This window comes from Mesorhizobium sp. B2-1-8, assembly GCF_006442545.2.
Classification (GTDB): domain Bacteria; phylum Pseudomonadota; class Alphaproteobacteria; order Rhizobiales; family Rhizobiaceae; genus Mesorhizobium.
Window position 1 is genome coordinate 1,693,218 of record NZ_CP083952.1, and the last position, 12,888, is coordinate 1,706,105.

Here is a 12,888-nt window from a genome sequence, read left to right on the forward strand (position 1 = left end):
TCTGTCCTGCCGGACATCTCCCCCGCAAGGGGGGAGATTGGCTATAATCAACGGTTTCGCCAATCGCCGACGTTGCGGAATTGGCGAGGCGGACAAGCTGCTGATCTCCCCCCTTGCGGGGGAGATGTCCGGCAGGACAGAGGGGGGTGTGAAGGAACTCGGCTTTTGCCCAAGCTCCCATTCTCTCGCGAACTCTCATCCGCGTGAGTGTGTCACGACTCCAAATACGTGTCCGCCCAGTTCGAAACCGCCCAGCGCGGGTTGTTGGCGATGTTGCCGAGCTTGTCACTGGCCACACTGATAAAACTCCATTCAGCGACGTTGATCAGGGGCAGGTCCGCGGCGACTTGCTTCTGGAACTCCTTATAGAGGTCGGTGCGCGCCGCTGTGTCCAGCGTTTCCGAGGCCTTGGTGATCAGCGCGTCGAGCGCAGGGTTTTTGTAGCCGCCCTGGTTGGAGAACGGCACGCCATCGGGGATGCCGCTCTGCACCAGGATGGTGGTCGAGATCGCCGGGTCGCCGCGGAAGACCGGCGGGCCGACCGCGAGGTCGAAGGCGTGGTCGGTGTAGACCGCCTTAATGTGCGCGGCAGAGTCGTTGTTGACCAGTTGCGCATCGATGCCTATTGCCGCGAGCGCCTGGCGCAGATAGTCGCCGAACTGTTTTGTTTCGTTGAAATAGGGGGCGGGCAAGAGCTTGAGCGAGAAGCGGTTGCCATCGGCGCCTTTCTTATAGCCGGCTTCGTCGAGCAGGGCGTTGGCCTTGGCGACATCGAAAGCATAGGTCGGCACGTCCGCGGTGTAGAATTGCGGATTGTTCTTCGGCACCGGGCCGGTGGCGGTGGCGGCATAGCCGAGGAACACCGTCTTGACGACGAAGTCCTTGTCGATGGCATGCGCGATGGCTTGGCGCACCTTGAGGTTGGCCAGTTCCTTGCGGCGATGGTTGATCTCGACCACGAGCTGGTAGGTCAGCCCCTCATAGCCCTTGGTGATGACCTTCAGGCCGGGAACCTTGGAAATGCGGTCGAGGTCGGCCAGCGGCACGGCGGAGAAAGCCGCGAGCTGGATTTCCTCGGCCTCCAGCGCGGCAGCGGCCGAGGTACGGTCGGGCAGGACCTGATAGATGATCTCATCGAGATAGGGCTCGTCCTTGCCCCAGTAGTCGGTGTTCTTCGTCAGCCGGTAATACTGGCCGGCCTTGTACTCGCCGAACTTGAACGGACCGGTACCGATCGGCGCGTTGTTGGCGGGGTTGTCCTCGATCTTGCCGACTTCGTAGACGTGCTTCGGCACGACGCTGGACAACGCCGGCAAGGCGTTTCGGATCAGCTGGAACGGCGTTGGCTTGGCGAACTTGAACACTGCGGTCAGATCGTCCGGTGTGTCGACCGCGCTGAGGTCCTCGAACACGGTGCGGCCGAGATTCTGCAGCGGCTTCCAGATCTGCAGCGCCGAGAAGGCGACGTCGGCCGAAGTGAATGGCTTGCCGTCATGCCATTTGACGCCTTCGCGCAGCTTGAACGTCGCCGAGAGCCCGTCGGCGGCCCCTTCCCAGCTCACCGCCAGCCGTGGCGCAAGCCCATCCTTGCCGTCGAAGGAGGCTTCGGCCAGCGTCTCGACGATCTTGCTGGAGATGAAGAAGACGCCGTTGGAGGCGACGATCGCTGGGTTGAGGTTGCGCGGCTCGGAATCGGCGGCAAGCACGAGCCGGCCGCCCTTCTTCGGCGTCTGTGCCCAGGCCAGTGCCGGCATGGACGTGGAGGCCAGCAGCATTGCCGAGCCGGTAAGCATGGTGCGTCTGGAAATGGTGAAACCTGACATGAACTCCGTCCTCTCCGCGCGACCCGACCGGGCGCGACCTCGAACGCCGGCGCGTGCATCGGCATCCTGCGGCGGGGATTATGAGCCTTGCCGAGGGTTTCGCCAGAGACGGAATTGGCGCATCATTGCTTGGCTTTGAAATTTCCGTCCGCTGGACCAGTTTGGCATAGGTTCATTCAATTCAGGTTTCTGGTAGGACCAGATTTGCGGATATGTGGACGAATAATGGCTTGGTACCGCCTGAATGCGGCCGTCGTCACGTTTCTGGCTAGACCAGAATGAGAAAAATGGTGCAGATTTGATCGCGGGCCAGCGGATCGGGTGCGAAACAGCGCCGATCCCGGGCAATTCAGGGAGAGAGTGATGAACGTTGCGCCGGGCAAGAATGCCGCCAGCAACATCCCGTTCGATCAGGCGAGGGTCGATCGGCTGATGGAGGAGGCCGGCATCGACGTGCTGCTCGCGACCTCCAAGCACAACACGCAATATCTGCTGGGCGGTTACAAGTTCATCTTCTTCGCGGCCATGGATGCGATCGGCCACAGCCGCTACTTGCCAATCGTCGTCTACGAGAAGGGCGGGCCGGATCATGCGGCCTATATCGGCAACCGCATGGAGGGGGGCGAGCACCAGAACCATCCGTTCTGGACGCCGACGCTGCATGCCGCCTGCTGGGGCACGCTCGACGCCGCCAATCTTGCCGTCGAGCATGTCAGAAAGATAGGCAAGGGCGATGCCCGCATCGGTATCGAGCCCGGTTTCCTGCCGTCGGACGCCTATGCGCTGATCCGCAAGGCGCTGCCCGACGCCAAGCTGATCGACGCGACCGACATGCTGGAGCGCATGCGTGCCATCAAGACCGAAGCCGAGCTCGAAAAGCTGCGCACGGCCTCCGAACTGATCACCGATTCCATGCTGGCGACCATCGCCTGGGCGCACGAGGGCACGACCAAAGCCGAGATGATCGAACAGCTCCGGCGCGAGGAGACCAATCGCGGCGCGCATTTCGAATATTGCCTGCTGACGCTGGGCTCGAGCCACAACCGCGCTTCATCAAGCCAGGCGTGGAAGAATGGCGAGGTGCTGTCGATCGATTCCGGCGGCAATTATCACGGCTATATCGGCGACCTCTGCAGGATGGGCATTCTAGGCGAACCGGACGCCGAGCTGGAAGATCTGCTGGCCGAGGTCGAGACAGTGCAGCAGGCGGCCTTCTCGAAGGTCAGGGCAGGCACGCTAGGCGGCGACATGATTTCCCACGCCGAGGGCGTGCTGAAGAAATCCAAGGTCGCGCCCTACACGGATTTCTTCGCCCACGGCATGGGCCTGATCACGCATGAGGCGCCGTTCCTGATGACCAACCATCCGGTGACTTATGAAGGCACCTACGCGGCCAAACCGCTGGAGAAAAACATGGTGCTGTCGGTGGAGACCACCATGCTTCACCCGACGCGCGGCTTCATCAAGCTGGAAGATACGCTTGCGGTGACCGAGAGCGGCTATGTGATGTTCGGGGATAGGGGCAGGGGCTGGAATAGGGGTGGGACGGCCTAATCCGGAGGTCAGCGCTGCCCCTCATCCGGCTGCCGCCACCTTCTCCCCGTATGGGGACGGGGAGAAGGGAGCTGTCGCAACCTCGGCGCTCGTCCTGCACCGTTGAAAATTGACGAAAGCATCGGTGGTAGCGTCTTTCTCCCCCGTCTCTATACGGGGAGAAATGTCCGGCAGGACAAATGAGGGGCGGCGCTGCCTCGACCAAGCTCATCACTGCCCCGCCGGGATCAGCCTGAAATCCGGCAGCTCCCGGAGCCCAAGCTCCGGCCCGGCCGGCGAATAAACGACGAACAGCTGCATCGGCTGATCACCAGTGTTGAGTGTCGAGTGGAACCGGCTTTCCGGCACATAGATGGTGCAGCCGGGACCGACTTTCTCGACCACCGGATTGCCCTTCTCGTCCTCGACCATCTGTTCGCCATGGCCGGAGATGACGAAGATGATTTCCTCGGCGCCCGGATGGTTGTGGCGGGTATGGCCCTTGCCCGAGGGCAGGTCGACGACGCCGCCGGAAAAGCGGATCGCGCCATTCACTTCAGGTGCCACCGTCAAAGATAGTTTTCCCCAGTCGAAACCGAAGGCGCTGACGTCCTTCGGGTAGACAAACACCTTGCTCTTGTCGGCCATCTCTCATCCCTTCGTTTTCTTGGCGGTCTTCTCACCGCCGAGCGTCACCGCCTTGAAATCCGCCGTCTGCCTGGCGATCGCGGCTTCCGCGGGCAGCCGTTCCATCGAGCTCGCGCCATAGAAGCCGTGCAGGCCCTTGGCATGGGAGAGGATGTAGCGCGCATCGTCGGGCATCGAGATCGGGCCGCCATGGCAAAGCAGGATGACGTCCTTGCGCACCGAGCGCGCCGCCTCGGCGATGGCGTCGATGGCAACGACGCAGTCGTCGAGCGACTTGGCCGACGTGGCGCCGATCGAGCCGCCGGTCGTCACGCCCATATGGGCGACGACGATATCGGCTCCGGCTTTGGTCATGGCGCGCGCTTCTTCGGGGTTGAAGACATAGGGCGTGGTCAAGAGGTCGAGCTTGTGCGCCTCGGCGATCATGTCGACCTCGAGGCCGAAGCCCATGCCGGTCTCCTCGAAGCTCTGCCGCATCTGGCCGTCGAACAGGCCGATGGTCGGAAAATTCTGCACGCCGGAAAAGCCCATCGTCTTAAGTTCCGCCAGCAGCAGCCGCATGATGACGAAGGGATCGGTGCCGTTGACGCCGGCCAGCACGGGGGTGTGTCTGACCACCGGCAAGACCTCATAGGCCATCTCCTTGACGATCTCGTTGGCATTGCCATAGGCGAGCAGGCCGGCTGCCGAGCCGCGCCCGGCCATGCGGTAGCGGCCGGAATTGTAGATGATGATGAGGTCGATGCCACCGGCTTCCTCGGCCTTGGCCGACAGGCCGGTGCCGGCGCCGCCGCCGACGATCGGCACGCCCTTGTCGATCATTCCCCGGAATTTCTTCAATATGTCCTTGCGCGGAATGGCTGGCATGTCTGGGTCTCACTGACTGGCGATATCGAGGAAGGCCGCGACCGCGGCCATGGCGAATTCCGGATCGTTGATGTGCAGTGGCAGGCGGGTGATGCGGCGTTTGCCATTCGGCTTGATGGTGTGCTCGATGGCATCGAACAGGACGGCGTCGGCTTCCGGATCGAAGAAGGCGCCGCCTTCGATGTCGAGTGCGGAAACGCCTTTTTCCGGGATCAGGAAATGCACCGGACCTTCGCAATTGGCGAGCCTGGTGCCGATCCATTCGCCGATCGCGCGGCATTCCTGCGCGCTCGTGCGCATCAGCGTGACGTTCGGGTTGTGCTCATAGAACAGCCTGCCGCGATAGCGCTCCGGAATGGTCGATGGTGCCCAGAAGTTGACCATGTCAAGTGCGCCGACCGAGCCGACGTAGGGCAGCTTGGTGCGGGCGATGGCACCGAAACGATCCTGCGTCGCCGGCAACACGCCGCCGCACAGGAGGTCGCAGACCTCAGTCGTGGTGATGTCGAGGATGCCAGAGAGCAGGCCGCTGTCGGCCAATTTCTCCATGCTGCGGCCGCCGGTGCCGGTGGCATGGAAGACCATGCAGTCGTAGATGTCGCGCAATTGATCGGCAATTGCGGTCACGCAAGGCGTGGTGACGCCGAACATGGTGAGGCCGATCGACGCCTTGCCGTCCGCTGCCGGCGCCGGATTGCCTGCCATGCCCGCTATCGCCTGGGCAGCGTTGTGCAGCACGACACGAGACAGCCGGTTGAGGCCGGCCATGTCGGTCACCGATGGCATCATGATGATGTCGGATACATCGACATAGGGAGCGGTGTCGCCGGAGGCCAGCGTCGAGACCATGATCTTGGGCAGGCCGAGCGGCAGTACGCGCATGCCCGCGGTGATGATCGAGGTGCCGCCCCCGCCGCCAATGCCGACCACGCCGGCAATATCATTTCGCGATTGGATGAAACGGGTAAAGGCGACGCCCATGGCGGCGACCGCCGCGCCACGGTCATTGCCGCCGAGTACGGCGGTGCTGCCGCCGGGATGATGCGCGGCGACATCCTTGGCAGCAATGTCGAGAGATATTGTCGCCTCGCGCGTTCCGACATCGACACGGCAAACGACGGCGCCTGTCGCGGCGATGGCATCGGCCAGGAAGCCGAGTTCCTCGCCCTTCGTGTCAGCCGTGCCCACCACATAGACGCGCTTCATCAAGGGTCCCCAATACTGGCGGCTGCGATGCGAGTGTCTCATCGCCAGGCCTAGCGGAGGCCCATTGCAATTTTTTGAGACGCGCGTATCGTATTGGTATGGATGTCTCACGTCAACAAGTTGCGGCGATCGAAGACACCGGTGAGAGAGCCGAGCGCGGACCTCGCGCGCGTACGAGACGGCTGATGCTGGAGACGGCGACAAGGCTGATGCAGGCGGGTGTCACGCCGTCGGTCAGCGAGGTCGCGGAGGCGGCGCAAGTGTCCCGCGCCACCGCCTATCGCTATTTTCCGAGCCAGGCAGCCCTGGTGCAGGCGGTCGTCGACGAGGGGCTCGGACCGATCCTCACCTGGAAATCGACCGCCGCCGATGCCGAGCGCCGCGTGGCCGAACTGTTTGATACGGCCATGCCGCGCATCGAGGCCTTCGAGGCGACATTCAAGGCAGCGTTGAAGCTGTCGCTCGATCAATGGGCGCGACGCCAGGCGGGTACGCTGGGCGGCGAGCCTGCCTTCACGCGCGGCCATCGCGTCGAATTGCTGAAGGAGGCGCTCGCGCCGCTCAAGGGCCGCTTGCCGCCGCGCGACTTCAAGCGGCTGGCGCAGGCGCTGTCGCTGATCTTCGGTGTGGAGGTGCTGATCGTGCTCAAGGATATATGGGGGCTGGACAGCCGCCGGATGATGTCGGTCGCGCAATGGGCAGCGAGTGCGTTGGTGCGCGCGGCGATCACGGAGTCGACCGTCGATACGGCTGGGATGAAGCTGGCGACGAGATAGAAATAGCGCTTATCTGGTTCTACCAGATTTGCATGCCGACGACTGACAATGCCCATGGTGCAAAAGTCCGCATGAGGTCAAGACGTATCAATGAGTAGGAAAATATAGAGAAAACAGTTGGATAAATCTGGAACTCGATGGCTTTGGCCGGCATCATGGCTCAAGAAAGGGCTTGACGGGCATTCATAATTGGTAATACCAGATGGGAAGAAAAGCGGATCGGAAATGGAGGGCTGAGATACGTTTTCCGGCAGGGCGAGGAGGCTCGGAACCGGAAAAGGTTCGATTACGGGAGGAACTACCAGGGCCGGCTCCGTCGCCGCCTCGCATGACAGGGTAGAACGCGCACAAGGGAGGAAATCATTATGCGCAAGTTAGTGACCAGCGTGCTCGCTGGTATCGGCCTGACGCTTGCCTACGGAACGTCCGTCCACGCGCAGGACAAGGAACTCACCATCTTCTGGGCGGAATGGGATCCGGCTAACTATCTGCAGGAACTCGTCAACGACTATACGGCCGAGACCGGCGTAAAGGTCACGGTACAGACCACGCCGTGGCCTGACTTCCAGACCAAGGCCTTTACCGAATTCAACGCGCATGGCGATGCCTACGACCTGGTGGTCGGCGACTCGCAATGGCTCGGCGCCGGTTCGACGCAGGGCCACTATGTCGACCTCACCGACTTCTTCAACAAGCACAAGCTCAAGGACGTGATGGCGCCCGCGACCATCAAATACTATGCCGAATACCCTGGCGGGTCCGGCAAGTACTGGGCGATTCCGCTGGAAGGCGATGCGATCGGCTGGTCCTATCGCAAGGACTGGTTCGAGGACCCGAAGGAGAAGGAAGCCTTCAAGGCGAAATACGGTTACGACCTCGATATTCCGAAGACCTATGCGCAACTGCGCGACATCGCCGAGTTCTTCTATCGTCCCGACCAGAAGCGCTACGGCGTCGCCATCTATACCGACAATTCCTATGACGCGATGGCGATGGGCGTCGAAAGCGCCATCTTCAGCTATGGCGGCGATCTCGGCGACTACGCAACCTACAAGGTCGACGGCATCACCAATTCCAAAGAGGCTGCCGCCGGCCTCGACATGTACAAGGAACTCTACAAGTTCACGCCTCCCGGCTGGGGCAAGACTTTCTTCGTGGAAGACAACCAGGCGATCACCGGCGGCCTCGCCGCGATGAGCATGAACTTCTTTGCCTTCTTCCCGCCGCTGGTGAACAAGGCCACCAACCCCTATGCCGACGTCACCGGCTTCTTCGCCAACCCTGCCGGCCCGGACGGCAAGCGCTTCGCCGCTCTCGGCGGCCAGGGTGTTTCGGTTATCTCGTATTCGAAGAACAAGGACGAGGCGATGAAGTTCCTTGAATGGTTCATCAAGGACGAGACCCAGAAGAAGTGGGCCGAGCTCGGCGGCTACACCTGCAGCCAGGCCGTGCTGAAGTCGGAAGCCTTCCAGAATGCCACCCCCTACAACAAGGCGTTCTACGACACAATGTTCATGGTCAAGGACTTCTGGGCGACGCCTGAATACGCCGAAGTGCTCGATCAGCTGAATCAGAACATCTATCCGTTCGTGGTTGGCGGCAAGGGCACCGCCCAGGAGGCGCTCGACAAGACCACCGCCGACTGGAAGGCGACGTTCACCAAGTACAACCGCTACAAGTAAGCATCACAGTCAGAATGCCGGAGGAGGGTTTCCCCTCCGGCATTCCTGTTTTCAGGAGACAACCGTTGGCTTCAGTAGCCCTCACCAATCTTGACCCTGCGTCCAGGGCCGCTGCCCGCGGCTGGTCCGATCTGACCATCCGCAACCTGTTCATCATCCCGACACTGGTCTTTCTGATCGTCTTCAACATCTTTCCGCTGATCTATTCGCTCGGCTATTCATTCACCAACTTCGCCGCGAACCGCAGCGAGCCCTGGCAGTTCGTCGGCTTGCAGAATTATCGCGAGCTGCTCAGCGACGACCATATCTGGTCGAACTTCGTCATCACGGCGAAATACGTGATCGTTTCGGTGGCCGGACAGATGATCGTCGGGTTCGGCCTTGCGCTTCTGCTCAACCGCAGCTTTCCGATGAAGGGCCTGATCACCACGCTCTTGCTGTTGCCGATGATGATGTCGGCGGCGGTCGTCGGGCTGTTCTGGCAGCTGCTCTATAGCCCGTCCTGGGGTCCGATCAACTATGTCTTCGGTCTGGGCGACTTCGCCTGGCTCTCCAATCCCGACAGCGCGCTCTACGCGGTCGCGATCACCGACATCTGGATGTGGTCCCCCTTCGTCATGCTGCTGTCGCTCGCCGGCCTTTCGGCCGTGCCGCAGCACCTCTACGAGGCCGCCGCGATCGACCGCGCCAGTTGGTGGTACACTTTCACCCGCATCACCTTGCCGCTGGTCTCGCCGATCCTTTTGATCGCGCTGATCTTCCGCACCATGGAAGCCTTCAAGACCTTCGACATCGCCTACACGATGACGACCCAGCCGACAGCTGAGCTAATTGCAATCCGGCTCTACAAGCAGGCCTTCCAGCAATGGGACACAGGCAAGTCCTGCGCGCTGGCCTACATCGTGCTGATCATGGTGCTGGCCATCACCAACCTCTACGTGAAGTACCTCAACAAGGTGAAGGAGCGCTGACATGGCCGCCGTCCGCACTTCTTCCGAGATCGCGTTCAACCGCATCGCCATCGCCGCGGTGCTGATCGCCACGCTGATGTTCCTGGCGCCGATCTACTGGATCGCCTCGACGGCGTTCAAGCCGAAGGAGTTGGCCGTCAGCGTGCCGCCTACCGTGCTGTTCGAGCCTGAGGTGACGCCGTTCATCAGGCTCTTCACCAAGCGCGTGCAGATGCAGAAAGCCGTTGACCCGCAAGTCTACGAGGCCGCGCCCTGGTGGGAAAAGCGCATCTATGATGGCGGCGAGAGGGTGCTGAAGGTCGGCAAGGACGTACAGCTTTCGCAATATCCCGACCGGTTCATGAACAGCCTGATCGTGGCGGTCATCAGCACCGTGCTTGCGGTGGGCATGGGAACCTTCACCGCCTACGGCTTCTCGCGCTTCAAGATCGCCGGCGAGGCGGACCTGCTCTTCTTTATTCTGTCGACACGCATGCTGCCGCCGGTGGTGGTCGCCATCCCTATGTTCCTGATGTACCGGGTGGTCGGCCTCAACGACTCGCATATCGGCCTGATCATCCTCTACGTCGCCTTCAACCTGTCCTTCTCGGTCTGGCTGATGAAGGGCTTCATGGACGAGATCCCGAAGGAGTATGAGGAGGCGGCGCTGGTAGACGGCTACACCCGCATGCAGGCCTTCTTCAAGATCGTGCTGCCGGAAGCGGCAACCGGCATCGCCGCCACCGCCGTGTTCTGCTTCATCACCGCTTGGAACGAATACGCTTTCGCGCTGATCATGACCAATCGCCGCGCACAGACGGCCCCGCCCTTCATCCCATCGCAGATCGGCTCCGGGCTGCCGGACTGGACCACGATCGCGGCGGGCACTTTCCTGTTCCTGCTGCCGGTCGCGATCTTCACCTTCCTGCTGCGCAACCATCTGCTTCGCGGCGTGACGTTCGGAGCGATCCGCAAATGAGTTTTCGCGCCATCAACGAGAAGTACCTGTTGCCGGCATCGCAGATCCTCATGGTTCTGGGCATCGTTGCGCTCTGCCAGCCATGGAGCCTCAACCTGCATTCCTACGGCGTGACGATCATTCTGGCCGGACTGATCGGCTTCAACATCACATCGAAGATTGCGCCGGAGCGCGGCGAGGAAACCGGCGCCGCGACGTATGAGGGAGCCCGGCAGTGACGCAGATCGAACTTCGTGGCATCGAGAAATTCTTCGGTGCCGTCCAGGTCATCCACAACTTGAACCTCGCCATCGCCGACAACGAGTTTATCGTGCTGCTCGGCCAGTCTGGCTGCGGCAAGACCACGACGCTGCGCGCGATAGCGGGGCTGGAGACGATCGATCAGGGCGACATCCTGATCGACGGCAAGGCGGTGCAGCACCTCAAGGCCGCCGACCGCGACATCGCCATGGTGTTCCAGTCCTTCTCGCTCTACCCGCACATGACAGTGTTCGAGAACATCGCCTTTCCGCTGCGCGCCACGCGCATGAGCAGCGGCGAGGTCGACAAGTCTGTGCGCGAGGTCGCCCGGGTCCTGCGCATCACCGACCTGCTCGACAAGAGGCCTTCTGCGCTCTCCGGCGGCGACATGCAGCGCGTGGCGATCGGCCGAGCGCTGGTGCGGCGCCCGAAGGCAATGCTGATGGACGAGCCGATCGGCGCGCTGGACGCCAAGCTGCGCGAAGAGATGCGCGCCGAGATCAAGCGCCTGCACGTCAAACAGGGGTCGACCACGATCTACGTCACCCACGACCAGATCGAGGCAATGAGCCTGGCCGACCGGATCGTCATCATGCATGAGGGTTTCATCCAGCAAGTCGGTACGCCGGACGATGTCTATTCGCACCCGGCGAACCTGTTCGTGGCGCAATTCGTCGGCAGCCCGGTGATGAACATCGCCGAGGCCAGCGTCACCGAACATGCCAGTGCCGCCGCCGTCACGGTCGGCGGCGCGCCGGCGGGCTTTGAGTTCCCGCGCCAGCTCCTGTCCAAGCTCAACGGGCATTCCAACGGTGGCTTGACGCTCGGCATCCGCCCGGAGGGCGTGCTCGTCCGGCGCGATGCAGCGCCAGGCTACATGCCGGTCGAGGCGAACATCATCGAGCCGCTGGGATCGTTCGACGTCGTCGACCTCAAGGTCGGCTCCGAGATGCTGCGCGCGCGCACCAAGGCCGGCTACGTTTCGGGTCCCGGCGAGAAGGTCCATGTCCGCATCGATCCGGAGCAGGCGCATTTCTTCGACACGGCAAGCGGCAAGTCGCTGGGGGTGAGGCTGTAATGGCCCATATCGAACTGAAGAACATCACCAAGAAGTTTGGCAGCCACACCGCGCTGATCGACCTCGACCTCGACATCGCCGATGGCGAGTTCTTCGTGCTGCTCGGCGAGACTGGCGCCGGCAAGACGACGACACTGAGGCTGATCGCCGGTCTCGAAAAGCCGACGGAAGGCCAAGTGTTCATCAACGGCACCGATGTCGCCGACTGGGGCGCGGCCGAGCGCGACGTGGCGCTGGTGCTGCAGCAATACTCGCTCTACCCGCGCTACACGGTGCGCGAGAATCTCGAATTTCCGCTGAAGCCGAAGATCCGCAGGCTGCCGGACGCCGAGATCAAGGACCGCGTCGACCGCGCCGCCCGCACGCTGCGGATCGACCACCTGCTCGACCGCAAGACCGACCGGCTGTCCGGCGGCGAGATGCAGCGCGTCTCCATCGGCCGCGCCATCGTGCGCAAGCCGCGCGTGTTCCTGATGGACGAGCCGCTGTCGGCGCTCGACGCCAAATTGCGCGAGGCGCTGCGTACCGAGTTGAAGAACCTGCAGATACAGCTCGGCGCCACCTTCCTGTTCGTCACTCACGACCAGATCGAGGCAATGTCGATGGGCGACAAGGTCGGCGTGCTCAACCACGGCCGCATCATCCAGACCGGCACGCCGCACGAGATCTACAACAATCCGCGCGACACCTATGTAGCGAGCTTCGTCGGCTCGCCGCCGATGAACCTCATCGACGGCAGGCTGGTGAACGGCCGCGCGGTGATGGCGCCATTGAATTTCGAACTGCCCTTTGCGGGGGCGGCCAAGACTTTTGCGGGGGCAGGGGCGCGTGCGACGACTGACGGTCGCCCGCTGGTCTTCGGCATCCGTCCGGAGGACGTCTATCTGGAGAGCGGCGCACCGGTCGAGGCACGCGTCCATGATGTCGAGAACCATGGCGTGGAGAAGATCCTGACGCTCCGCGTCGGCGACACCTTGTTGCGCGCCACGGTGCCGGCCAGGACCGATGTCGCGATCGAGCAACCGGTGCGCTTTGCCTGGAACCCCGACAAGGTGGTGCTGTTCGACAAGGGCAGTGGTGTCAGCTTGCGCCACGCGTCATAGGGC

At 62.2% G+C, this 12,888-nt stretch carries 12 protein-coding genes; 8 read left to right on the plus strand and 4 right to left on the minus strand.

Features of this window, described 5'->3' with window-relative positions; genetic code table 11:
- Positions 1-212: 212 nt before the first annotated feature.
- Positions 213-1,823 carry an ABC transporter substrate-binding protein gene (locus tag FJ970_RS08315; RefSeq protein WP_140765344.1) on the minus strand — a complete coding sequence of 537 codons (1,611 nt, stop codon included), beginning with the start codon at positions 1,821-1,823 and terminating at the stop codon, positions 213-215.
- A 363-nt stretch (positions 1,824-2,186) separates the two neighbouring features.
- Here FJ970_RS08315 and FJ970_RS08320 point away from each other — a divergent pair, with 363 nt between their 5' ends.
- A complete protein-coding gene (locus tag FJ970_RS08320) occupies positions 2,187-3,377 on the plus strand; it encodes a M24 family metallopeptidase (RefSeq protein ID WP_227792052.1) in 1,191 nt (396 codons plus the stop codon).
- Positions 3,378-3,587: 210 nt separating this feature from the next.
- Here the strand turns inward: FJ970_RS08320 and FJ970_RS08325 are convergent, their stop codons facing one another.
- From FJ970_RS08325 to FJ970_RS08335, 3 genes are read right to left on the minus strand one after another with little or no spacing between them, the layout of a single operon-like run.
- A complete protein-coding gene (locus tag FJ970_RS08325; protein ID WP_140756457.1) occupies positions 3,588-4,004 on the minus strand; it encodes a cupin domain-containing protein in 417 nt (138 codons plus the stop codon).
- A 3-nt stretch (positions 4,005-4,007) separates the two neighbouring features.
- Positions 4,008-4,871 (minus strand): phosphoenolpyruvate hydrolase family protein, encoded by an 864-nt coding sequence (locus FJ970_RS08330; protein ID WP_140756455.1) that lies wholly within the window; start codon positions 4,869-4,871, stop codon positions 4,008-4,010.
- Between the two features lie 9 nt (positions 4,872-4,880).
- Positions 4,881-6,077: a Tm-1-like ATP-binding domain-containing protein gene (locus FJ970_RS08335; RefSeq protein ID WP_140756453.1), complete on the minus strand. Its 1,197-nt coding sequence runs from the start codon at positions 6,075-6,077 to the stop codon at positions 4,881-4,883.
- 98 nt (positions 6,078-6,175) lie between these two features.
- On the opposite strand from FJ970_RS08335, the gene FJ970_RS08340 reads away from it, so the two are divergent.
- The 7 genes from FJ970_RS08340 to FJ970_RS08370 all read left to right on the plus strand — a co-directional run bounded on the left by FJ970_RS08340 (position 6,176) and on the right by FJ970_RS08370 (position 12,885).
- Positions 6,176-6,853 (plus strand): TetR/AcrR family transcriptional regulator, encoded by a 678-nt coding sequence (locus FJ970_RS08340; RefSeq protein WP_140756451.1) that lies wholly within the window; start codon positions 6,176-6,178, stop codon positions 6,851-6,853.
- A 365-nt stretch (positions 6,854-7,218) separates the two neighbouring features.
- Positions 7,219-8,535: an ABC transporter substrate-binding protein gene (locus FJ970_RS08345; protein WP_140756449.1), complete on the plus strand. Its 1,317-nt coding sequence runs from the start codon at positions 7,219-7,221 to the stop codon at positions 8,533-8,535.
- A gap of 65 nt (positions 8,536-8,600) precedes the next feature.
- A complete protein-coding gene (locus FJ970_RS08350; protein ID WP_140756447.1) occupies positions 8,601-9,506 on the plus strand; it encodes a carbohydrate ABC transporter permease in 906 nt (301 codons plus the stop codon).
- 1 nt (position 9,507) lies between these two features.
- A complete protein-coding gene (locus FJ970_RS08355) occupies positions 9,508-10,464 on the plus strand; it encodes a carbohydrate ABC transporter permease (protein WP_140756445.1) in 957 nt (318 codons plus the stop codon).
- Positions 10,461-10,682, plus strand: a complete 222-nt coding sequence (locus FJ970_RS08360) for a hypothetical protein (protein WP_140756443.1) — start codon at positions 10,461-10,463, stop codon at positions 10,680-10,682. Before FJ970_RS08355 ends, FJ970_RS08360 begins: the two co-directional genes overlap by 4 nt.
- On the plus strand, positions 10,679-11,782 hold the full coding sequence (locus tag FJ970_RS08365; protein ID WP_140756441.1) for an ABC transporter ATP-binding protein: 1,104 nt from the start codon (positions 10,679-10,681) through the stop codon (positions 11,780-11,782). The genes FJ970_RS08360 and FJ970_RS08365 overlap by 4 nt, the downstream gene beginning before the upstream one ends.
- Positions 11,782-12,885, plus strand: coding sequence for an ABC transporter ATP-binding protein (locus FJ970_RS08370; RefSeq protein WP_140756439.1), 1,104 nt, complete (start codon positions 11,782-11,784; stop codon positions 12,883-12,885). Before FJ970_RS08365 ends, FJ970_RS08370 begins: the two co-directional genes overlap by 1 nt.
- The last annotated feature ends 3 nt before the right edge of the window (positions 12,886-12,888 follow it).

Coding starts and splice junctions, on each gene's coding strand:
- FJ970_RS08320 (WP_227792052.1), top strand. CDS start 2,187: ATGAACGTTGCGCCGGGCAAGAATGCCGCCAGCAACATCCCGTTCGAT.
- FJ970_RS08355 (WP_140756445.1), top strand. CDS start 9,508: ATGGCCGCCGTCCGCACTTCTTCCGAGATCGCGTTCAACCGCATCGCC.
- FJ970_RS08315 (WP_140765344.1), bottom strand. CDS start 1,823: ATGTCAGGTTTCACCATTTCCAGACGCACCATGCTTACCGGCTCGGCA.
- FJ970_RS08335 (WP_140756453.1), bottom strand. CDS start 6,077: ATGAAGCGCGTCTATGTGGTGGGCACGGCTGACACGAAGGGCGAGGAA.
- FJ970_RS08340 (WP_140756451.1), top strand. CDS start 6,176: ATGGATGTCTCACGTCAACAAGTTGCGGCGATCGAAGACACCGGTGAG.
- FJ970_RS08330 (WP_140756455.1), bottom strand. CDS start 4,871: ATGCCAGCCATTCCGCGCAAGGACATATTGAAGAAATTCCGGGGAATG.
- FJ970_RS08360 (WP_140756443.1), top strand. CDS start 10,461: ATGAGTTTTCGCGCCATCAACGAGAAGTACCTGTTGCCGGCATCGCAG.
- FJ970_RS08370 (WP_140756439.1), top strand. CDS start 11,782: ATGGCCCATATCGAACTGAAGAACATCACCAAGAAGTTTGGCAGCCAC.
- FJ970_RS08345 (WP_140756449.1), top strand. CDS start 7,219: ATGCGCAAGTTAGTGACCAGCGTGCTCGCTGGTATCGGCCTGACGCTT.
- FJ970_RS08325 (WP_140756457.1), bottom strand. CDS start 4,004: ATGGCCGACAAGAGCAAGGTGTTTGTCTACCCGAAGGACGTCAGCGCC.